The organism is Zwartia sp. (assembly GCF_049655405.1).
GTDB lineage: Bacteria > Pseudomonadota > Gammaproteobacteria > Burkholderiales > Burkholderiaceae_B > Zwartia.
On the sequence record NZ_JBASJR010000003.1, the window covers coordinates 136149 to 155819 of the forward strand.

At 52.6% G+C, this 19671-nt stretch carries 19 protein-coding genes; 2 read left to right on the plus strand and 17 right to left on the minus strand.

The features are described from left to right. The 6 genes from gloA to glyQ all read right to left on the minus strand — a co-directional run bounded on the left by gloA (position 1) and on the right by glyQ (position 5607). Entirely contained in the window at positions 1-393 is a 393-nt protein-coding gene (gene gloA, locus WBJ47_RS01950) for a lactoylglutathione lyase (protein ID WP_422245120.1), read from the minus strand. A gap of 71 nt (positions 394-464) precedes the next feature. Continuing rightward, positions 465-1304, minus strand: coding sequence for a M48 family metallopeptidase (locus tag WBJ47_RS01955; protein WP_422245174.1), 840 nt, complete (start codon positions 1302-1304; stop codon positions 465-467). Then, positions 1301-2047 carry a lysophospholipid acyltransferase family protein gene (locus tag WBJ47_RS01960; protein WP_422245118.1) on the minus strand — a complete coding sequence of 249 codons (747 nt, stop codon included), beginning with the start codon at positions 2045-2047 and terminating at the stop codon, positions 1301-1303. The genes WBJ47_RS01955 and WBJ47_RS01960 overlap by 4 nt, the downstream gene beginning before the upstream one ends. Continuing rightward, positions 2037-2579, minus strand: coding sequence for a D-glycero-beta-D-manno-heptose 1,7-bisphosphate 7-phosphatase (gmhB, locus tag WBJ47_RS01965; RefSeq protein WP_422245116.1), 543 nt, complete (start codon positions 2577-2579; stop codon positions 2037-2039). The genes WBJ47_RS01960 and gmhB overlap by 11 nt, the downstream gene beginning before the upstream one ends. Beyond that, complete coding sequence (gene glyS / locus WBJ47_RS01970; RefSeq protein WP_422245114.1) at positions 2576-4708, minus strand: glycine--tRNA ligase subunit beta; 2133 nt, start codon at positions 4706-4708, stop codon at positions 2576-2578. The genes gmhB and glyS overlap by 4 nt, the downstream gene beginning before the upstream one ends. Next, positions 4705-5607 (minus strand): glycine--tRNA ligase subunit alpha, encoded by a 903-nt coding sequence (gene glyQ / locus WBJ47_RS01975; RefSeq protein ID WP_422245113.1) that lies wholly within the window; start codon positions 5605-5607, stop codon positions 4705-4707. The genes glyS and glyQ overlap by 4 nt, the downstream gene beginning before the upstream one ends. Before the next feature lie 168 nt (positions 5608-5775). Between glyQ and WBJ47_RS01980 the strand changes: the two genes are divergently transcribed. Together WBJ47_RS01980 and WBJ47_RS01985 are read left to right on the plus strand one after the other, a co-directional pair. After that, entirely contained in the window at positions 5776-6543 is a 768-nt protein-coding gene (locus WBJ47_RS01980) for a crotonase/enoyl-CoA hydratase family protein (protein ID WP_422245111.1), read from the plus strand. A gap of 89 nt (positions 6544-6632) precedes the next feature. Continuing rightward, positions 6633-8156 carry a fumarate hydratase gene (locus WBJ47_RS01985; protein WP_422245109.1) on the plus strand — a complete coding sequence of 508 codons (1524 nt, stop codon included), beginning with the start codon at positions 6633-6635 and terminating at the stop codon, positions 8154-8156. 218 nt (positions 8157-8374) lie between these two features. On the opposite strand, the gene WBJ47_RS01990 is transcribed toward WBJ47_RS01985, so the two are convergent. The 11 genes from WBJ47_RS01990 to WBJ47_RS02040 all read right to left on the minus strand — a co-directional run bounded on the left by WBJ47_RS01990 (position 8375) and on the right by WBJ47_RS02040 (position 19612). Further along, positions 8375-10012: an AMP-binding protein gene (locus WBJ47_RS01990; RefSeq protein WP_422245108.1), complete on the minus strand. Its 1638-nt coding sequence runs from the start codon at positions 10010-10012 to the stop codon at positions 8375-8377. A gap of 1 nt (position 10013) precedes the next feature. Continuing rightward, entirely contained in the window at positions 10014-10730 is a 717-nt protein-coding gene (locus WBJ47_RS01995) for an ABC transporter ATP-binding protein (protein WP_422245106.1), read from the minus strand. Beyond that, the gene (locus WBJ47_RS02000; RefSeq protein ID WP_422245105.1) at positions 10727-11521 is read right to left on the minus strand and encodes an ABC transporter ATP-binding protein; all 795 of its coding nucleotides are present in this window, start codon (positions 11519-11521) and stop codon (positions 10727-10729) included. Before WBJ47_RS02000 ends, WBJ47_RS01995 begins: the two co-directional genes overlap by 4 nt. Beyond that, on the minus strand, positions 11518-12402 hold the full coding sequence (locus WBJ47_RS02005) for a branched-chain amino acid ABC transporter permease (RefSeq protein WP_422245103.1): 885 nt from the start codon (positions 12400-12402) through the stop codon (positions 11518-11520). Before WBJ47_RS02005 ends, WBJ47_RS02000 begins: the two co-directional genes overlap by 4 nt. Before the next feature lie 13 nt (positions 12403-12415). Further along, on the minus strand, positions 12416-13288 hold the full coding sequence (locus tag WBJ47_RS02010) for a branched-chain amino acid ABC transporter permease (RefSeq protein ID WP_422245101.1): 873 nt from the start codon (positions 13286-13288) through the stop codon (positions 12416-12418). A 69-nt stretch (positions 13289-13357) separates the two neighbouring features. Then, positions 13358-14476 carry an ABC transporter substrate-binding protein gene (locus WBJ47_RS02015; protein WP_422245100.1) on the minus strand — a complete coding sequence of 373 codons (1119 nt, stop codon included), beginning with the start codon at positions 14474-14476 and terminating at the stop codon, positions 13358-13360. Between the two features lie 93 nt (positions 14477-14569). After that, on the minus strand, positions 14570-15793 hold the full coding sequence (locus WBJ47_RS02020) for a CaiB/BaiF CoA transferase family protein (protein WP_422245098.1): 1224 nt from the start codon (positions 15791-15793) through the stop codon (positions 14570-14572). Further along, positions 15790-16644: a MaoC/PaaZ C-terminal domain-containing protein gene (locus WBJ47_RS02025; RefSeq protein ID WP_422245097.1), complete on the minus strand. Its 855-nt coding sequence runs from the start codon at positions 16642-16644 to the stop codon at positions 15790-15792. The genes WBJ47_RS02020 and WBJ47_RS02025 overlap by 4 nt, the downstream gene beginning before the upstream one ends. A 2-nt stretch (positions 16645-16646) precedes the next feature. Beyond that, positions 16647-17561, minus strand: coding sequence for an SDR family NAD(P)-dependent oxidoreductase (locus WBJ47_RS02030; RefSeq protein WP_422245095.1), 915 nt, complete (start codon positions 17559-17561; stop codon positions 16647-16649). Between the two features lie 53 nt (positions 17562-17614). Further along, positions 17615-18619 (minus strand): Bug family tripartite tricarboxylate transporter substrate binding protein, encoded by a 1005-nt coding sequence (locus WBJ47_RS02035; RefSeq protein ID WP_422245093.1) that lies wholly within the window; start codon positions 18617-18619, stop codon positions 17615-17617. A gap of 18 nt (positions 18620-18637) precedes the next feature. Further along, positions 18638-19612: a tripartite tricarboxylate transporter substrate binding protein gene (locus WBJ47_RS02040; protein WP_422245091.1), complete on the minus strand. Its 975-nt coding sequence runs from the start codon at positions 19610-19612 to the stop codon at positions 18638-18640. Between the last annotated feature and the right edge of the window lie 59 nt (positions 19613-19671).

Consider the following 19671-nt stretch of genomic DNA (forward strand, 5'->3'; position numbering starts at 1 on the left):
TCAGGAGGCTGTCTTTTTTTGGATAAGTTCGATTTTGTAACCGTCTGGATCCTCAACAAAGGCAATCACTGTGGTGCCGTGCTTCATCGGACCCGCCTCGCGCGTGACTTTGCCACCGCGAGCGCGGACGAGATCGCAAGCTTCGTAGGCATTTTCCACAGACAGTGCGATGTGGCCATAGCCGGTGCCGAGATCATAGGAAGTGGTATCCCAGTTATAGGTCAACTCCAAGACAGCACCTTCACTTTCGTCTTGATAGCCAACAAAGGTGTTGGTAAAACGGCCGCTGGGGTATTCAGTGCTGCGCAGGACGTGCATGCCAAGTACTTTTGTGTAGAACTCAATAGAGCGTTCGAGATTTCCAACGCGCAGCATAGTGTGCAAAATTTTCATGGAGCGTCCTTTAGAAGAAAAGTGCAGATCTGATTGGTTGTGGAATCATACCAATGGACGGCTGGTGCCCATCACAATTCAGGCACGTGATCAGGGGTGTGATGTTTGAGTATCTTTTTCGCCTGCTGATAATCTGGATACAGTTGTTGCACTTCAGACCAAAAGTCCTGGCTATGATTCATTTCTCGTAAGTGTGCGAGTTCGTGGGCAATGACATAGTCGATCACCATGGGCGAAAAATGGATCAGGCGCCAATTGAGCATGATGTTGCCGTCACTGGTGCATGAGCCCCAGCGCGTGGCTGCTGACGATAGGCGCCAGCGACTAATTGTCAGACCTGTCTTGTCAAGAAAGTGTTTAAGACGTTGTTCAAACCACACTCGGGCGCGCCCTTGCAGCCAGGCTTGTGCCATGTCACGGATGCGATGCGCGTCAGCATCATTTGGCAAGGGGAGCCAGAGCAGTTGGCCGTGCTCGGGCGCATCTGGATTGCCTTCAAAATAAGCGGTGCCGCGTGCGACGTGCTCGCCAGGGATACCGTTGCGCAAGATAATTTTGCAACCCATGTAGGGGAGTTCTCCGCCTGATTGCCAGCGGGTATGCGCCATTTCAAGTCGTTCTTTTCGGGCTTGCCAGTCTTGGAGCTTGGCAAGAATCCACGGCATTTTTTCGATCACGGCTTCATCAATCTGGGAGAGTGTGACCCAGTTGGGTGCGGTCACTCTCAGGCCTTCGTCTTGAATCACAAAGCCAATGCTGCGACGGCGCGAGCGTAACAAGCTAAATCCGACCGCCTGATCGCCGTGTCGAACAATTCGCCATTTGGCGCCGAGCGGAATGGTTTCAGGCGCAACTGTCCACCCAGGTTTTGGGGTGTCGGCATCTGAAAGCAAGAGCTCGAGTTGGCTCATGGTTGCGTGGGATAACGCTCTGGATTCAAGCGTTGCATCTCGGCTTCGATCCATGCTTGCACACGCTCGTTGAGGATCTCTGGCGTGAGGCCTGCTGAGTCGATGGCGGGACCAATAGAGACAGTGATGCAACCAGGTTTTTTGATAAAGGCATTGCGCGGCCAGCATTCGCCGGCGTTGAGCGCGATGGGAATGACCGGCGCGCCGGTACGAATGGCAAGCAAGGCCCCGCCCATTTTGAAGCGTCCCACCTTACCTGGCGCGATTCGCGTGCCTTCGGGAAATAAAATGGGCCAGCGTCCTTCGTCGAGTCGTTGTTGCCCGACTTTGACGACTTGCTCAAAGGCATCACGGCCTTTGCTACGGTCGATCGGGATCATGGCGAGCAAGGCCAAGCCCCAGCCGAAAAAGGGTACGCGATGTAATTCGCGTTTGTAAACAAAGCAGACTTCGCGGGGCAGGTAGGCGGGCAAAAACAAGGTCTCCCAAGCGGACTGGTGCTTGGATAAAACAATCGCGGGACCGTCGGGTAGATTTTCCCATCCTTGCACCTGCCAACGCACGCCACAAATGACTTTTGCTCCCCAGACTGCGAGTCTCGGCCAACCCATTGTGAGTGTGTAACGCCAGTTCAAGGCAAGCGGTGACCAGATCATGCAAGCAAAAGCGTAGGGAATGACCGTGACCACCAAAAACAAGGTGTAGAGCGTTGCACGTAGAGTCAGAAAAAGTTTATTGAGCATGGGTGAGTATTTTTTCAACGGCTTCAGCGAGGTTTTGAACAACCTGCGTATTGTCAGGAAGTTGGCCTTGTCGAAGGGTTTGAGGACCATTGCCCGTTTGTACGAGCCAAGGCCGACAGCCTGCACTCGCACCAGCCTGGATGTCTCTCAGAGAGTCACCCACGGTTGGGACGTCGGTGAGGTCAACGTCGTAGCGTCGAGCGATATCGTGAAACAAACCAGGAAGAGGTTTTCGACACAGACAGCCATCATCTGGACCGTGCGGGCAGACAAAAATCGAATCCACAGCACCGTTCAGTTGTGCGAGTTCTTTGCGTAGCTTGAGATGAATGGCAGTCAGAGCGGAAATATCAAACAAGCCCCTAGCCAAACCGGATTGATTCGACGCGATCGCGACAGTCCAACCAGCTTGATGCAGGCGCGCGATGGCCTGCAAGCTGCCGGGGATGGCATGCCACTCGTCCGGACCTTTGACATAGTCCGGACTATCTTCGTTGATCACACCGTCACGATCGAGGATGATGAGTTTCATGTCGCCAGTCTGGAAATGTCAGCGACTTGATTCATCAAACGATGGAGCTGGGCAAGCAGTGCAAGCCGATTCAGACGGACCGCTTGGTCTTCGGCCATCACCATAATGTCATTAAAGAAAGCATCGACGGCCTCGCGCGTTTGCGCCAAGGTTGCCAAGGCTGCTTTGTAGTCGCCTGCATCGAATTGTTGCTGAGCCACTGGCTGGACTGCGGCAATGCTCTGGGCGAGCGCCTGCTCAGCGGGCTCAGTTAAGAGTGCGGGATTCACTGCAGGCAGTGCTTCTTCGGTCTTTTTCAAGAGATTGCCCATACGCTTGTTAGCAGCAGCCAAGCTTGCGGCATCAGGACTTTGCGCGAAGGCCTCGGCAGCGGCCACGCGAGCGGGGATTTGATGCAGCGGAGGCGTGAGGGCCAGCACGGCCTCGACTGCATTGCGATCATGCTGGGTGATGAGCTGATTGCGCAAGCGCTCGAGAATAAACGTCCCAACCTCGGCAACGGTATCGGTTTGCAGTGTGCCGGGCGCAAAGGTATCTGCGCTTGCTTGCAAAAGTCCCTGCAAGGTCAGGGGACCGTCTTGTTGAATGTGCAGGATTGCTCCGGCAGTTAATTGCTCGAACGCACTGATCAGGCCAAGTGCCGCACGCCGCAGACCGAAAGGATCTCGCTCGCCAGTCGGTGCGAGTCCAATGCCCCAAATGCCCACAAGGGTTTCTGCACGCTCGGCCATGAACAGCACCGTCGCAGTGAGATGCGCTGCGGTGACGGGCGTATCAATGCGGATGCGGTATTGACCGGCAAGGGCCTCGACAACGCCAGCAGGCTCTTGATCTGCACGGGCGTAATAGGCGCCCATAATGCCTTGCAGTTCAGGAAACTCGCCCACCATATTGGTATTGAGATCAGCCTTGGCCAACAAGGCTGCACGCGAGCACTCGTCGACATGGGCCCCAAGAGCGTGTGCAAGCCAAGTGGCAATTTTTTGAACGCGGTGCGAGCGCTCTAGCTGCGTGCCGAGTTTATTGTGATAAACGATGGTGCTGAGCGGTTCAACGCGTGCCGCAAGCGGCATCTTGCGATCTGTTTCAAAAAAGAATTCAGCATCAGCCAAGCGAGGACGAATCACGCGCTCGTTGCCCTCAATGATCGCGACAGGTTTGTCGGTTGGCATGTTGCTCACAATCAAAAACTGATTGGTGAGCTTGCCAGTGACGGGGTCAAAGAGTGGGAAATACTTTTGATTGAGACGCATAGTCAAAATCAGACATTCCTGAGGGACAGCCAGAAAACGTTCCTCAAAGGTGCCAACATAGACAACGGGCGCTTCGACCAAGGCGGTGACTTCATCCAGCAAGGCCGGTACTTCTGGGTCGTGACCGAGTGATCCACCTAGCTTGCTCGCTTGCGCATCCAGCAAAGCCTGAATCTGCGCGCGGCGTTTGTCAAAGGATGCCACCACAAAGCCGGTCTCGGCGAGTTGAGTTTCGTAACTGTCAGCATGTGTAATGCTGAGTGGTCCTGGATGTAAAAAGCGATGTCCGTGCGTGACGCGTCCCGCTTTTAAACCGAGAATCTCTGCAGGAATCACGGCGTCACCAAATAAGGCGATCAGGCCATGCGCAGGACGGACAAATTTGACGGAGGTGTGCCCATCGGCCAATTGGTATTTCATCACCTTGGGGATGGGCAGGCCTGCGATGGCGGCTTCGATCGAAGCTTGTAAAACGTCCACAAGTTTGGCACCGGGAGCCGTTCCGCTCGCCACCAGGTAGTCTTGTTTGCCATCGGACTCGCGTCCCAGTTGACTCACGTCCAGTTGCTCCCAGCCTTTCGCCGCGAGTTTTTTAAGGAGTGCAGGGGTTGCTGCACCGGCAGCGTCTAAGGCGATTTTGACGGGCATCAGCCTTTCAGAAAATGCCTGCTCAGGCGCCTCTTCCAGAACTTGGGACAATCTGACCGCCATGTGTCGAGGTGAGGCAAACGGAACGATTGTGTTGTCTTTTCCGATCAGACCGTGCTGGGAAAGTGCAGTGAAGAGACCCTCGGCAAAAGCCTGTCCGAGTTTGGGCAAGGCTTTGGGTGGAAGCTCTTCGGTAAAGAGTTCAACGAGCAGGGGACGCTTGATCATGACTGAGCCCCTTGTGTGGCGTGCAACATGGGGAAACCTAATTTTTCGCGTGATTCGTAATAGGCCTGAGCGACGGCGCGTGACAGGTTGCGGATGCGTCCGATGTAAGCGGCACGCTCCGTCACGCTAATCGCACCACGTGCGTCGAGCATATTGAAGGTGTGGGCCGCTTTGAGCGTCGCCTCGTAAGCGGGCAGCGCCAAGGGGACTTCCATGAGGCGCTTGGCCAAGGTCTCGAAATCCGTGAAGTGTCTGAACAGTGTTTCAGCATCCGAATGTTCAAAGTTATAAGTGGATTGTTCGACTTCGTTTTGGTGAAACACGTCGCGGTAGAGCACACGTCCATTCGGTCCGTCGGTCCAGACCAAGTCATAGACGCTCTCAACACCTTGCAAGTACATGGCCAGGCGTTCGAGGCCGTAGGTGATTTCTCCCGTGGTTGGGGTGCAGTCCAGACCGCCTACTTGCTGAAAATAGGTGAACTGGGTGACTTCCATGCCGTTGAGCCAGACTTCCCAGCCAAGGCCCCAAGCACCGAGGGTGGGATTTTCCCAGTCATCCTCGACAAAGCGGACGTCGTGCTCAGTTGGACGGATACCGAGGGCTTCGAGCGAGCCAATATAGAGGTCCAAAATGTTTGGAGGTGCCGGCTTGAGCACGACTTGGTATTGATAGTAGTGCTGCAGACGGTTTGGGTTTTCGCCATAACGACCGTCTTTGGGGCGACGCGAGGGCTGTACATAGGCTGCGCGCCATGGCTCTGGGCCGATTGCCCGCAAAAAGGTCGCGGTATGCGAGGTACCAGCACCGACCTCCATGTCATAGGGTTGGAGCAGGGCACAACCCTGTTGATCCCAATACTCTTGCAAGCGCAGGATAATTTGCTGAAAAGTGATCATGAAAATTTGACGCAATAATGGCGAAATAAGGCTGCATTTTAGCTTGGGGGCGGGGTGTATGGTGATGGGGCAAGGGTTCTAAAGACTGTTTGGGCGTGAATCGCCTATGATTTAAGAAATTCAGTCGTTTTTATTGAATATTTCGCCTTTTTTCCCTAAGGAGCACCCATGTCCAGTTTGGTTAGCGTGGATTTCACCGACGGTATCCTAATTATTACGATCAACCGCCCTGAGGCGCGTAATGCCATCAGTTTTGACACGGCGCAGCAGCTTTCGGACGCCTTTGACCAAATGGATGCCCGCGAGGACGTTCGAATCGGAATTTTGACTGGTGCGGGCGGCACGTTTAGCTCTGGGATGGACTTAAAGGACTTTGCCAAGACGCGTAAGCGCTCGGCGATTCCGGGCAAGGGTTTTGGTGGCCTGAATGAGTCGCCTCCTAAAAAGCCTCTGATCGCAGCTGTCGAAGGTTATGCGGTAGCGGGCGGATTTGAGATGGTGCTGGCGTGCGACCTGATCGTGGCAGCGAATAATGCGAATTTCGGTTTGCCCGAGGTCAAGCGAGGTCTCGTGGCGGGTGCGGGGGGCTTGGTGCGTTTGCCGCGTCAAATTCCCTATCACATCGCGATGGAGGTGCTGCTCACGGGAGATATGTTGACGGCTGAGCGAGCGCATCAGTTTGGTCTGGTCAATGTCATGGCCGACCCAGGTCAGGCGCTGTCCGAAGCCATCAACTTGGCGCGTCGAATCTGCGAAAATGGACCTTTAGCGATTCAGGCAGTGAAAAATGTCGTCAACAAAGGGCTGGATTTTCCTGCGGCCGATATGTTTGACTTGCAGCGTCCGTTGATTGAGCACATTTTCATGTCCGAAGACGGCAAAGAAGGCGCAACGGCTTTTGCGGAAAAGCGCAAACCGGTCTGGCGAGGCAAGTAACTCTCGTGGCACATGCGTGTGCCTAAATAATTTGATTTTTATCCATTGCAGCATCGTTTTCACACATCGAAACACAGATAGGGTTCTCTATGTCCATCACTATTCAAGAAGAAGATTTCGTCAGTTCGATCGCCGATGCGATCCAGTTCATCAGCTATTACCACCCGGCTGATTACATCAAGCACTTGGCGCGTGCCTATGAGCGCGAGGAAAGCCCCGCAGCCAAGGATGCGATTGCACAGATTCTGACTAACTCGCGCATGAGCGCCGAGGGCCGCCGTCCTATTTGTCAGGACACGGGCATCGTCAACGTCTTTCTGAAAATTGGTATGGATGTCCGTTTCAACTCCAAAAAGAGTATTCAGGAGTTGTGCGATGAGGGTGTGCGCCGCGGTTATCTCAATCCGGACAATCCTTTGCGTGCCTCGGTGCTGGATGATCCAATTTTCTTGCGCAAAAACACCAAGGACAACACACCCTGTATCGTCAACGTTGAGCTGGTGCAGGGCGACACGGTCGATGTGCAGGTGGCGGCCAAAGGTGGCGGCTCAGAAAACAAATCCAAGCTCGCCATGTTGAATCCGAATGATTCGATCGTGGACTGGGTGTTGAAAACAGTTCCCACAATGGGTGCTGGCTGGTGTCCACCAGGCATGCTCGGGATTGGTGTGGGCGGCACAGCAGAAAAGGCCGTGCTGATGGCCAAGCACTCGTTGATGCAAGACTTGGATATGTATGAGCTGCTTGAGCGCGGTCCAAGTAACAAGCTCGAAGAATTGCGGATTGAGATCTATCAAAAGGTCAACGCGCTTGGGATTGGCGCGCAGGGCTTGGGTGGTTTGACGACGGTGCTGGATGTCAAAATCGAGACCTTCGCCACCCATGCGGCCTCCTTCCCCGTTGCCATGATTCCAAACTGTGCGGCGACTCGCCATGCGCATTTTGTGTTGGATGGCTCAGGTCCTGCTCATTTGCATCGTCCTTCCTTGTCAGATTGGCCGGATGTGCATTGGGCACCAGACTACAAATCGTCCAAGCAAGTGGATTTGAATAAACTGACGCGCGAAGAAGTCGCCAGCTGGAAACCAGGCCAGACCCTGTTGCTCAACGGAAAAATGCTGACCGGTCGCGATGCGGCTCACAAGCGCATTCAGGATATGCTGGCCAAGGGCGAGCCCTTGCCCGTCGACTTCCACGGCAAGATGATTTATTACGTGGGTCCTGTTGATCCAGTTGGTGATGAGGTGGTGGGACCTGCGGGCCCGACAACGTCGACACGCATGGATAAGTTCACCGATATGATGTTGGAGAAGACGGGCTTGTTTGCGATGATTGGTAAGGCTGAGCGGGGTCCTGCAACGGTTGATGCGATTCGTAAGCATCAGTCGGCTTATTTGATGGCGGTGGGTGGTGCGGCTTACTTGGTTTCTAAAGCGATCCGTGGCGCCAAGGTCATCGGTTTTGCTGATCTGGGCATGGAAGCCATCTACGAATTTGATGTGGTGGATATGCCTGTGACGGTGGCGGTTGATTCTAAGGGGACTTCGGTGCATACGACTGGACCAAAAGAATGGTCAGCAAAGATCGCAGGGATTCCTGTGGTGGCTGGTTAAGAGCCTCTATAGGTAAAAGCCATGCAGCCCTAAACAGTTCGGTGCGCTGCCTGTCGAGCCGAAGCCCCGCCGTGTTGACGGGAAAAAGACGACCCCCTGTTTGAGCGAAGCGAGTTAGGGGTCGTCGCCGTCAACGCAAGGGGTCTGAGGGCAGCCTGCGAAGTAGGCCGAGAAAGCCAGCGCACCGAACTGTTTAGGGCTGCATGGCTTGCTGTTACTTAAGCGCTCTGTGCTGAATCTAGTTTTTGTTGTGCCAGTTCTCTGAGTTTGACGCGCTGAAATTTATCGCCATTGGCGCTTGCGGTGGCGGGAAAGGCGTCGATGAACCAGAGGTGGGTGGGGACTTTGAAGGCGGCGAGTTGTTTGGAAAGTCTGGCGAGGATGCCCTTTGCGTCGATTGCATCGCTCTTTGACTGATCGCTGAGTGTGTCAGATCCAATGACAAATGCGACAGGCCTGAGTTGACCTTTGATTTCAATACCAACGACTTGCGCGCTTTTGATTTCAGGTTGCTCAGCAAGCAACTGTTCAATCTCTGTTGGATCTACAAGAAAGCCGCCTAGTCGCATGGTGTCACCCATTCGGGACTGATAGACAAAGCTGCCGTCTGCTCTGACATAACCGAGGTCGCCTGTTTTAAAAAAGCCATCTTCTGTGAAGGCTTCTTTGGTGGCAAGTGGGTTGTTGAAATATCCTTTAAATAACGTTGGAGAGTGTATTTCCAGCTCGCCTGAGATGCCTGGTGCGCAAATCGCTCCTGACTCTGGATCTCTAGCGCGCACTGTTGCAAGCGAGCCCGCTGCGGGATAGCCGCCGCCGAGCGCGCGCTCCTCGATGGGGATGTCAGGCTGTTGCAGAGAAAATAGTGCCATGACCTCGCTCGATCCGTACAAACCTCGCATGGGAATGCCGCGAGGAATCAATGCTTTGGCCAGGTCAATGAAACGAGGACTAAAGGATGCGAATCCAAACGTCTTCAGCGAAGGAAAGGGCGTTGGCTCAGCATCCTCAATCAAGCGACGCAGCATTTCGTCACTGCCAAAAACATGAGTGATCTGTTTCTCTTTAATCAGTGTTGCAGCGGTATTTCCATCAAAGAAATCCATCAGTACGACAGGCATCCCAGCAGCGATCGCACCCAGCACACTGTTTAAACCAAAGACACCACATAGAGGCAGTGCTGCGAGCAGCTTGTCGCCGGGCTCGCCAAAGTGATAACCAGAGGTGACGTGCTGAGCATGCTCACTAAGCGTGCGTTGCGTATGCATGACAAGCTTCGGCCCCTTGGTGGTGCCTGAAGTCGTAAAGAACGCAACGTTTCGATCGGCGAGTGAGCTTGTGTTCTCTGCGTCCTTTGAAAAAGAATCATCCATCAAAGTACTGGGTTTAAAAGCAATGACTGGACGGTCAAGTAAGCGAGTCGGTGTCGAGGCGTCGGCATCCAGCATGATGACGCGCTGGAGATGCTTGAGTGCCTGAGGGTCAACATCTTTCACGACTGCGGCGAAATCAATCTTTTTAAAATTGAGCTGCAGGATGAGTGTCGTGGCGTGTGAGTTTGTCAAAATATATTGCAGCTCATGCGCACGATATTTTGTGTTGACGGCGACAAGTGTGGCACCGATTTTGGCCAGTGCAAAAAGCAGTACTAACCACTCGGTGCGATTGATCAGCCAAACTGCGACATGGTCACCGGGTTCTATGCCCTGCTGGAGCAGCCAGGCGGCTGTTTGATGGACCTGTTGGTCAAACTGCGAATAGCTCACAGTTTGACCCTCTTGAACGAGCATGGTGGCGTTTGGGTGGCGCTCTACATGTTGTTGGTAAATCGTAAACAGCGACCCCGCATGCGACATATCAATACAGTTCCATGAGTTCAGTGTTGTTGCTAAATGCTTCAGGCGAGCCTTCGCGAATGAGTTGACCGGACTTCATGACGATGACGCGATCAGAAATTTTGAGTGCTTCTCGAACGTTTTGTTCAACAATCAAAATCGACATTTTGCGTTCTTGCTGAAGCGCACGAATCGGACCCGCCAAGTCTTGAAATAATTTGGGCGCAAGACCAATTGAAGGCTCATCCAGCAACAGGCAGCGTGGTTGACTCAACAGCGCACGACCGAGAGAGACCATTTGTTGCTGTCCTCCCGAAAGCGTACCCGCACGTTGCGTATAAAACTTTTTAATCATCGGCAAAACATTCATGACCCACTCGAGCCGAGCGGTCTGTTCGCCAGTCGGAATGTTGTTGGCCCAAAAACCCAGCTTCATGATTTCTGCAACGGTCAACCCGGGAAAAACGCCTCGACCTTCTGGAACCAGTGCGATACCGGCAGCACTGAGTTCTTTTGGATCCGGTTTGGAGATGGACTTGCCTTCAAGAGTAATGGACCCGTGCTCCAGAGGAACGAGTCCAAACAAGGCCTTGAGAAGCGTGGATTTACCCGCGCCATTGTGGCCGATCAAGCACAAGACCTCGTTGTATTGGAGGCTGACATTAAAGTCTTCCAGCACGGGTCTGCCGCCGTATCCGACGCGCAGATTTTTAGCTTCAAGAAATGGACCCTGGCTCATGAGCGGTCTCCAAAATAAATAGCCGCTAGATGCGGATCTTTGAGAATGTCCTGAGAACTGCCCTGTGCCAGGAGTTTGCCTTGATCGAGAAAGGCGACACGGTCTGAAAGCTTGATCACGATGTCCAGGTTGTGTTCAATGATGCAGATGGTGATGCCGCGTTTGGCATAGTTACGTAACAGCGCAACGAATCGTTCAAACGAGCGCGGATCCAGTCCGGAGGCAGGTTCGTCGAGCAACCAAAGTTTGGCCTCACTCGCCATGATGCGGGCCAGGCTGAGGAACTTTCTTTCTGCGTATGCCAGATCAACCGCACGTTCATTGCGTTTATCGCTGAGTTGCGTTTCCTCAAGAATTTCCGTGACTCTGCGTTCGGCGGCTTCTTTACCACTTTGCCACAGCCAGCTGCTTCGCTCCATCACCGTCATGATGTTTTCTTCGACGGTCATTTGGTTAAAGAGGCGCAAGTCCTGAAAAGTGCGCGCGATGCCCATGCGTGCGATCTGCCAAGGTTCAATGCCTTTGAGAGGCTTGCCGAGCCAGTGTACGGTTCCGCTGGTGGGCACGAGGTGCCCAGTAATGAGGTTAAAGAGTGTTGTTTTGCCCGCGCCATTCGGACCGACGAGCGTGGTGATCACACCTGCAGGCAAGTCCATCGTGACTTCTGAGATCGCTTGAAGTCCACCAAAATTTTTATTCAGTGCACGGATCTCGAGAAGAATTTCTTGAGGTGCCTGATGAGCAGGCTGAGCGTGATGAGTTGCATTCACCGAGGTTGTCGCTGTCGTCATGCTGCTTTCCCCTTTGTGCGTCCACCGACAAGACCGCCGGGTCTGAACATCATCAGTAGCACCATCGCAAGGCCGTAAATAATTTGCTGGATTGTGCCGAGCTCAGAGGGTGGCAGGAAAGGCAGGTATGTCAATGCTGCAGGTAATGACATCAGCAAGGCTGCACCGACGATTGGCCCAAATAGCGTCCCTGTTCCGCCAATGATCACCATCGCCATCAACAAAATCGACATTTCAAGCATGAAGCTTTCAGGGTTAATGAAGCTCATGTAAAACGCGTAAAGTGAGCCTGCTACGCCAGCGAGCCCGGCTGAAACAGCGACAGAAAGCGTTTTGACGGCATTCACGTGTTTGCCATAGGTCTGAGCAGCTGACTCACTATCTCGAATCGCCATGAGGCTTCGACCAAAGCTGCCTCGTACCAACAGCGCGGTGATGGCAAGGACCATCAAAAGAATCACGAGTGCGAGTGCGAGAAAAGCAGTATCGCTATTAAAAACGTACCCAAATAAATTAGGTCTTGGAATGCCAATCATGCCGCCGAGACCACCTGTCACAGATTTCCACTCTGAAAAAATGGTGACGCCAATCACTTGCAAACCAAGCGAAGCGGCGACAAAGTATTCACCCCGCACACGCAAAGCAGGGAGTGCGAGTGCCATCGAGAGGACGGCGGAAATCATTGCCGAGGCAAAGAGACAGAGCAAGAGCGAGTCGGAAAAATTTAAGGCGATATATGCAGTCGCATAGGCGCCCACACCAAAGAACACAGCATGCGCAAGAGAAAAAATACCCGCATAGCCCATGATGAAGTTCAGCGTCAGCGCAAGGATGCCGTTGATGCAAAAAAGGACAGCAATATTTTGTAGGTAGGCAATCATGTTGTGTCCTTCCTTAAGAAACTGTGGCTCGACCGTACACGCCACCAGGACGGAACAGAATGAACAGGAACAAAATCACAAAGGTGACGGCTTCGCTCCACTGGGGATCGATAAAAGCCAAGCAAAGGTTTTCCGCGAGTCCAAGTAGCAATCCTGCAACGGCCGCGCCTTTTAAGCTGCCGACCCCGCCTACGATGGTCGCGGCAATACTGATCAACATGACGTGGTTGCCCATTGAGGGATTTAAGCCTGAGGTCGCCGCCGTCAAAATCGCGGCTGGAACGACTAAGACAGAACCGATCAGAAAAACATATTGAGACAGGCGGCGTGGAGTCAGGCCATAAACTTCGATCAAGGCGGGATTTTCACCTAAGGCACGCAGTGCGATGCCCAAATTGGTGCGTGTCAGCAACCATTGAAGTAGGGCAAACGATACGATGGCACTGGCCAAGACCGCTGCTGCGATGGGCGCGATAAAGAGACCCGGAATAATTTCGAGGCTCTTGCTCAAGGGGGTGCTGACAGTCACCATGCCACGACCGAATACGATCGAGATGACGTTCTGCACCACGATGGCTGCGCCAAAAGAGGCGACAAACACTGTAAAGAATGAACCCTCGTGGCGCTGAATCACTGCATAGACCCAACGATCCAACAGGATACCAAAAAGGCCTGCTGCGGCTGCCGAGGCGATTGCCGCCAGTGGCCATGCCCAACCAAGCACGACATAACATTCATAAAAAATAAAGCCGGCGATCGTAAAGGTCGCGCCATGCGCGGCATGAAATATACGGGTCATGCCGAAAATCAGCGAAAACCCAGCCGCAATCAGTGCGTAAAGCGCACCGGTTTGCAGCCCATTGGCTAACAATTGGGCAAACAGCATGGAGCAGTTTCCTATTTAGACATCCAAATGACGCGTGGACAAAGCCCACGCGTTGACTAACTCGCTTGCTTATTTAGCTGTGGAGATGACTTTGCTCGTGCCATCGCCGACCATTTCATTGATTTGAATGGGGGACTTGACGGTGCCATCATCAGCAAAAGAGACTGTGGCGCCAACGAACTGGAAGTTTTTCGTGGCTTTGCGCTGTGCCAACAGATTTTCGCCTGTGACGGGTTTCCCTGCTTTTTCAAGCGCTGCAGCGAGGTCAGCAAAAGTCAATACGGCGTTGTAATAGTTGAGCACGTACATATTTGGCTCTTTGCCGTATTTCTTTTTGTAGTCATCTTGGACACGCTTGGTCAGAGGATCGTTTTTGTCTAACGAGACTTGCTGGCTGGTGTAAACAAGGCCTTTAGCTTCTGGCAGGGTCAGAATCGATGGCAAGGACATGGCCGAATAACTCGCCAAGGGTTGGCTCACACCGTTGTCACGCAGTTGCTTGACCAATTGAACTTGCTGGTTGCCGTAGGTCGCGATGTAAACGGCATCAGGTTTTGTGTCACGCACGCGCGCAGCAACACCTGAGAACTGTTGAGCTGTTGTAGGAATAGAGAATGAACCCACCACATCGCCACCAGCGGCTTTCACTTCTTTGGTGAGATCTTTCAATACAGCTTGGCCAAGTGGATCATCCACATAAATCAACGCAATACGCTTGTAGCCTTTTTCTTTGACGAGATAAGGCACCATGGCTGTCACTTCGAAGTTCGCCAAGGGAATGGTGTTCCAGAAGTATTCACCGAGCATGGCCAAATCAGGGCCGACGCCACCGCCGTTCACCATGACAGTTTTGGTGCGTGCGCCAATCGGAGCCATTGCTTTCGATACACCAGTAAAGGCTGAGAGAATAAAAGGCACTTTGCTCACGTTGATGAGTTTATTGGCAGCAATCACGCCTTGAGCAGGCAGTGCTTGGCTATCTTCGTACACGGCCGAGAGTTTGCCCGACAGTTTTTTGTCTGCGTTGATGTGCTCAATAGCAAGGTTCACGCCCGAGCTAAAGACCTGACCATATTCGGCATTCGCGCCGCTCAGAGGAAACGCAGCGCCAATTGCATAGTCTTTGGCCATCGCGGGTGTGGCAAGTGCTGCGTGCACCAAGGTTAAACCAACAAGTAGTTTTTTCATTTTTTGTCTCCGGGTTTATAAATAGACTGCTAATTAAATGGGCTACTGATTTTCATGATGAATTGAGTTGCCTTGCCGATTAAGCGTCGATCTTTAACGCGTTCGACCTAGCAACTCCTTTAAGATCTCATCGGTATGCTGCCCCAGCATCGGTGCTGCACGCTTGTATTGAACAGGTGTTGCTGAAAAATTCATCGGGCTTGCTGTCGTGGGCGAGGTGCCGCCTGTTGGATGTGGAATGTTTTTCCAGATTTCGCGCGCGATCACCTGCGGATGATCAAATACCTGATCGATCGTTTGAATCGGACCGCAAGGTACACCGACCGCTTCAAGCTTTGCGATCCATTCATCGCGTTTGCCGGTCGCCATGATTTTTTCCAGCGCTGGAATGAGCTCTTGACGGTGAACGATACGCTGACGATTGGTCACGAACTTTGGGTCGGTTGCATACTCGGGGATGCCGATTGCGCCGCAAAATGAGCGGTACTGCGAGTCGTTACCGACTGCGACGATCATAAAGCCATCCGACGTTTTAAATACTTGGTAAGGTACAACGTTTTGATGCGCATTTCCGGCACGAACCGGAGCCTGACCTGTTGTCATGTAGTTCAGGTTTTGATTCGCTAGCATCGAAATGTGGCAGTCAAGGAGGGCAATATCTAAATGCTGTCCCAAACCGCTGTGATTGCGCTCTTGGAGCGCAGCAAGAATAGCCACTGAGGCATACATGCCCGTGATAATGTCGGTCACTGCGACGCCTGCTTTTTGCGGACCACCGCCTGGCAAGTCATCACGTTCACCTGTGATACTCATCAGGCCGCCCATGCCTTGAATCATAAAGTCGTAGCCAGGACGCTCCGCATAGGGGCCGGTCTGACCAAAGCCTGTGATGGAGCAATAAATCAGGCCAGGATATTCGTCTTTCATGCTCTCGTAGTCGAGACTATACTGCTTGAGGCCGCCCACCTTGAAATTTTCAACCAAGATGTCACAGTGTTTGGCGAGTTCTTTGACAAGCTTAATCCCCTCGGGACTGGCGAGGTCAATTTCGATCGAACGTTTGTTGCGATTAGTGCTGAGGTAGTAGGCCGCTTCAGTGGTGTCATTGCCCTCTTGATCTTTGAGAAACGGAGGCCCCCACGCGCGCGTATCGTCACCTAACTTGGGCCGTTCGACTTTGATGACATCGGCACCCAAGTCTGCCAGGTTTTGCGTGCACCAAGGGCCTGCTAATACCCTGGATAAATCCAAGACACGAATGCCAGCGAGGGGAGCACGGCGTGCTTGAGGTTGTTGCTGATTCACATCTGAAGTCATGCTTTGATTCCTGCGTAGCCATGGCTTAAAACAACGATGTCGCGTTCTGCGACCTTGGCCCTAAAGCGTACTCCATCCTGACCATCGCGCCAAATCTCACACACCAGTGTTTCACCAGGGAAAACAGGCGAGGAGAAGCGGGTGTGTAACGCTGTCAGACGGGTGGCGTCGTGATCACAGGCGGCTTGCACAATCGCACGTGCTGCGACACCGTAAGTGCATAAGCCGTGGAGAATCGGGCGTGGGTAGCCTGCGCGTTCGGCCACAGCGGGATCTGCATGCAGGGGGTTGTTATCTGCACACAAACGGTAAATCAACGCCGCTTGGGGGAGGGTGGGCAAAGAGCAGGTCATATCGGGTGCGCGATCAGGCGTCGCCTCGAGCGCTGGAGGGCTCTCGTCAGAATGACTCAGTCCACCATCACCACGACAAAAAGTTGTTTGACCGATTGTGACGAGATGATTGCCGGCACCGTCATGCAAAGTACGCTCAGATAAAACCAGTGCACCCTTATCCGCGCCTTTGTCGATCACATGCGTAATGCGTGTGCGACCAATCACGCGGCCCGAGGCAGGTAAGGGTCTGTGAATCGTCAGACGTTGCTCACCATGCACCAGTTTGACCCAGTTGATGCCGGCTTTTGGATCTTTCATCCAAAAGCCGGGATAACCGAGCACCACAGCCATGGTGGGAAAGGCCTGCATATCCTGCTCATAGACGTATTTCAAATGATTTGGATTGGTCGGTTCCTGACCGAAACCAATACCGAGCGCATACAAAATACTGTCGTTTTCAGTATAGGTCCGATCGACTTCAGGAAAGACCCAATTTTTAATCAGTTGATAGTCCATGATTAGATTGGATCCCAGTCGATTGCGTCAGGTGAACGCTCGAGCGCCATAAAGTGATGACGCATGGCGGGTGCAGCGATTTCTGCGATCGCTTCGGGTGTCCAGCCTGTACTCATGTGCACAGAGCGAATCGGGCGAGGCTGACTAAACAACATGATTTCATTCGCACGCACGCCAAAGATTTGACCGGTCACTTCCTTAGCTTGGTCGCTACCAAGGTAAACAGCCATTGGCGCGATTTTGTTGGCTTCCATTTTTTGAAGCTTGGTAACGCGGGCTTTTTCCTCGTCGGTGTTAGCGGGAATCGAGCTTGTCATCCGGCTCCAGGCAAAAGGTGCGATGCAATTGGAGCGGACGTTGTAGCGTTGCATGTCCAAAGCGATTGACTTGGACAGTGCAGCAATGCCAAGCTTGGCTGCTGAGTAGTTGGCTTGACCTAAGTTGCCGATCAAGCCTGAAGTCGAGGTCATGTGTACGAAAGCGCCTGACTCTTGTTCGCGATAGTAGTTAGCTGCCGCACGGCTGACGAAGAATGTGCCGTTGAGATGCACGTCAATGACTTGAGTCCATTCTTCTTCGCTCATTTTGTGAAAAACGCGATCACGCAAATTGCCAGCGTTGTTCACCACAATATCAATACGTCCAAAACTTTGGACTGCTGTTTCAATAATGTTGTGTGCGCTGACGCGAGTCGCCACGCTGTCGGTATTTGGAACAGCTTGGCCGCCTGCTTTGATGATCTCGTCGGCAACCTGTTGGGCTGGGCCGGCGCCAGAGCCTTCGCCAGCGAGGCTCGCGCCAATATCATTGACGACCACTTTTGCGCCAGCGGCTGCCATGGCCAATGCAATACCACGTCCGATTCCGCCGCCCGCACCTGTCACGACAGCAACTTTGCCTTCTAACATTCCACTCATCAAGAGCTCCATTTAATCAATTTAATTAAAAAAACTTCAACAATCTGAATTGATTATTGGTTCGGGTAGATATTGCCTTTTGTAATCACGTCTTCCCACATTTTGTATTCGCTGTTGATGCGAGCACCCAAGGCTTTTGCATCACCTTTGTCAAGCGAATAACCGCCAGCTTGAACCGCTTTGATGAATTCAGGATTACGCTTGACCGCATCTATTGCAGCAGTTAGCTTTGTGACAATTGTCTGGGGAATATTCTTAGGGCCAATGACAGCAAACCAGCCCAGCACTTCATAGTCAGCGATACCTGCTTCGATCATGGTGGGGATGTTTGGCATACTTGGATTACGCTCTTTTGATGTCACAGCCAACCCGCGTGCTTTACCGCTGTCGATAAAAGCTTTGCCGGTGCTGGTGATGTCAAACATAAATGTGACCTTACCACCTAACACGTCCACCATAGCAGGTGCATTGCCTTTGTAAGGTACGTGCAGCATTTGTGTTTTGGTGGATTGCTTGAGCAACTCAGCTGATAAATGATTGGATCCACCAAATCCTGCTGAACCAAAGCTCACTTTTTCGGGGTTTTTACGCGCATAGTCGACTAATTCTCCCACATTTTTTGCGGGAATCTGCGGACCAATCAGCAGGACGTTTGCATAGTTCACAATCGGACTGATTAATGTGAAATCAGTGCGTGGGTTAAATAATTTGCTACGTTGAACAATAGGTGAAATAGTCAAGCTGGGACTTGCAACAAAGTTCAGGGTGTAGCCGTCTGGTGTCGCTTTCGCCGTTGCGTCTGCACCAATCATTCCGCTGGCGCCTGCTTTATTTTCAACAACAACCGTTTGCTTGAGTTCATCGCCTAAAAATCGCGAAAATAAGCGACCCGTTGTATCAACCGGTCCGCCTGGTGGATATGCCACGATCAGTTTGATCGGACGGTCTGGCCAGTTGGCCTGGGCGTGTGCTGAGGTGGAGATACCAAAGGTAAGTGCTAGGCCACAGACAAGTTGCAAGGCTTGAGTGATTGATGTTTTGAATAATTTATTGTTCATTTTTTGTCCTTAATATGATTAGTTAATTTTTGCGCCAGATTCTTTAACGGCTTTATTCCATTTTGCAAGCTCAACATCAATATGTTGAGCAAATGCCGCTGGCGTGGAGCCCACCATTTCATAGCCATTGGAATTCAGTTGTGCTTTGATCTTTGGATCGGCAGCGACTTCAGCAAAAGCTTTGCTCAGAGTATTCACAGTCGCGGCAGGGGTGCCTGCAGGCGCGAGGATGCCATACCAAACATTGACTTCAAAGCCTGGAAGCGTTTCTGCGACAGTCGGGACATCAGGCAAGATGGAGGCGCGTTTCGCGCCAGTCACGGCGATCGCTTTCAGTTTGCCAGTTTTGACCTGCTGATAAGAGGTCGAAATACTGTCAAACATAAAATTGACTTCATTGCCAAGCATCGCAATGACGGCCGGGCCGCTTCCTTTGTAGGGGATGTGAGTCATCTTGGTGCCAGTCTGCGATTTAAATAACTCGACAGCGAGGTGGCTGGTGTTGCCGTTGCCTGCAGAGGCATAGGACAGTTTGTCTGGATTTTTCTTGGCCAAATCGATGAGCTCAGGAATCGTATTGGCGGGTGTTGCAAGCGGGGCCGCGACTAAAAGTGGCAGCGTGGCGACGAGCGAGACCGGTGCAAAATCCTTGCGCGTATTGTAGGGGAGTGAGGGATACAGCGCATCGTTAATCGCATGTGCGGTCAGTACCATCAGGAGGGTGTTGCCATCGGGTTTGGCTCGAGCAAGTGCTTGGGTCGCAATGGTGCCACCGGCTCCCGCTTTGTAATCCAGCACGATTGTGCGGCCGAGTTTCTTTTGAAGCTCAGGCAGCATAGGGCGTGCCAGCATGTCCGCACTACCACCGGGTGGGTAGGGAATAATGAGGGTAAGGGGTTGGCTGGATGCACTTTGTGACCAAGCTAGGCTGTGCGCGACGAGTGTCGCTGCACCCAAGGCAAGTTTGAGGCCTACTGAGAATTTACTGTTCATCTTTGATCTCCTCGATTCACAGAGCCCGATTGAAACTCTGTATGGGTGGACGTGTCCCC

What these genes read in the sequence shown, in the direction of transcription:
- gloA (WP_422245120.1), bottom strand. Translation starts at nt 393, where the DNA reads ATGAAAATTTTGCACACTATGCTGCGCGTTGGAAATCTCGAACGCTCT.
- WBJ47_RS01955 (WP_422245174.1), bottom strand. Translation starts at nt 1,304, where the DNA reads ATGAGCCAACTCGAGCTCTTGCTTTCAGATGCCGACACCCCAAAACCT.
- WBJ47_RS01960 (WP_422245118.1), bottom strand. Translation starts at nt 2,047, where the DNA reads ATGCTCAATAAACTTTTTCTGACTCTACGTGCAACGCTCTACACCTTG.
- gmhB (WP_422245116.1), bottom strand. Translation starts at nt 2,579, where the DNA reads ATGAAACTCATCATCCTCGATCGTGACGGTGTGATCAACGAAGATAGT.
- glyS (WP_422245114.1), bottom strand. Translation starts at nt 4,708, where the DNA reads ATGATCAAGCGTCCCCTGCTCGTTGAACTCTTTACCGAAGAGCTTCCA.
- glyQ (WP_422245113.1), bottom strand. Translation starts at nt 5,607, where the DNA reads ATGATCACTTTTCAGCAAATTATCCTGCGCTTGCAAGAGTATTGGGAT.
- WBJ47_RS01980 (WP_422245111.1), top strand. Translation starts at nt 5,776, where the DNA reads ATGTCCAGTTTGGTTAGCGTGGATTTCACCGACGGTATCCTAATTATT.
- WBJ47_RS01985 (WP_422245109.1), top strand. Translation starts at nt 6,633, where the DNA reads ATGTCCATCACTATTCAAGAAGAAGATTTCGTCAGTTCGATCGCCGAT.
- WBJ47_RS01990 (WP_422245108.1), bottom strand. Translation starts at nt 10,012, where the DNA reads ATGTCGCATGCGGGGTCGCTGTTTACGATTTACCAACAACATGTAGAG.
- WBJ47_RS01995 (WP_422245106.1), bottom strand. Translation starts at nt 10,730, where the DNA reads ATGAGCCAGGGTCCATTTCTTGAAGCTAAAAATCTGCGCGTCGGATAC.
- WBJ47_RS02000 (WP_422245105.1), bottom strand. Translation starts at nt 11,521, where the DNA reads ATGACGACAGCGACAACCTCGGTGAATGCAACTCATCACGCTCAGCCT.
- WBJ47_RS02005 (WP_422245103.1), bottom strand. Translation starts at nt 12,402, where the DNA reads ATGATTGCCTACCTACAAAATATTGCTGTCCTTTTTTGCATCAACGGC.
- WBJ47_RS02010 (WP_422245101.1), bottom strand. Translation starts at nt 13,288, where the DNA reads ATGCTGTTTGCCCAATTGTTAGCCAATGGGCTGCAAACCGGTGCGCTT.
- WBJ47_RS02015 (WP_422245100.1), bottom strand. Translation starts at nt 14,476, where the DNA reads ATGAAAAAACTACTTGTTGGTTTAACCTTGGTGCACGCAGCACTTGCC.
- WBJ47_RS02020 (WP_422245098.1), bottom strand. Translation starts at nt 15,793, where the DNA reads ATGACTTCAGATGTGAATCAGCAACAACCTCAAGCACGCCGTGCTCCC.
- WBJ47_RS02025 (WP_422245097.1), bottom strand. Translation starts at nt 16,644, where the DNA reads ATGGACTATCAACTGATTAAAAATTGGGTCTTTCCTGAAGTCGATCGG.
- WBJ47_RS02030 (WP_422245095.1), bottom strand. Translation starts at nt 17,561, where the DNA reads ATGAGTGGAATGTTAGAAGGCAAAGTTGCTGTCGTGACAGGTGCGGGC.
- WBJ47_RS02035 (WP_422245093.1), bottom strand. Translation starts at nt 18,619, where the DNA reads ATGAACAATAAATTATTCAAAACATCAATCACTCAAGCCTTGCAACTT.
- WBJ47_RS02040 (WP_422245091.1), bottom strand. Translation starts at nt 19,612, where the DNA reads ATGAACAGTAAATTCTCAGTAGGCCTCAAACTTGCCTTGGGTGCAGCG.